Genomic DNA, 830 nt, shown 5'->3' with positions numbered 1-830 from the left:
CGTAAGGACTGGTGGACTGGTAAGAAGTGAGAATGCCGGAATAAGTAGCGAGAATTATGTGAGAATCATAATGGCCGAAAATCTAAGGTTTCTTGGGGAAGGTTCGTCCGCCCAAGGTTAGTCGGGAGCTAAGGCGAGGCCTAACGGCGTAGTCGATGCACATACGGTTGAAATTCCGTAACCACCGAACTTTAAGCATAAGGGACGCTTTCATTAAGGTTATCCCGGGCGATGGTTGCCCCGGGCGTAAGGGACCGAAATTATAGTAGGGAAGTAACTGGCGTGAGAGACGAGAAAAGCTTATGTGTATACTAAGGTGCCCGTACCGCAAACCGACACAGGTAGATGGGTTGAGAATACTAAGGCCAACGGGAGAAGGGTTGTTAAGGAACTCGGCAAATTAACCCCGTAACTTCGGGAGAAGGGGTGCCTGCGAGAGCAGGCCGCAGTGAAAAGGCCCAAGCGACTGTTTAGCAAAAACACAGCTCTCTGCTAAATCGAAAGATGACGTATAGGGGGTGACGCCTGCCCGGTGCTGGAAGGTTAAGGGGAGTGCTTAGGGGAAACCCGAAGGTGCGAACTTAAGCCCCAGTAAACGGCGGCCGTAACTATAACGGTCCTAAGGTAGCGAAATTCCTTGTCAGGTAAGTTCTGACCCGCACGAATGGCGTAACGATTTGGGCACTGTCTCAACAGCCCGCCCGGCGAAATTGTAGTACCGGTGAAGATGCCGGTTTCCCGCAACTAGACGGAAAGACCCCATGGAGCTTCACTGTAGCTTGATATTGGATCTCGGTATTCCATGTACAGGATAGGTGGGAGCCTAGGAA

At 51.4% G+C, this 830-nt stretch carries 1 rRNA gene; it reads left to right on the top strand.

Features of this window, described 5'->3' with window-relative positions:
* A 23S ribosomal RNA gene (locus tag CZ203_RS01130) occupies positions 1-830 on the top strand; the annotation flags it as partial.

The sequence above is a fragment of the Intestinibacillus massiliensis genome, from assembly GCF_900155735.1.
GTDB classification, from domain to species: Bacteria; Bacillota; Clostridia; order Oscillospirales; family Butyricicoccaceae; genus Intestinibacillus; species Intestinibacillus massiliensis.
This window is presented reverse-complemented; position numbering and strand designations above follow the sequence as displayed.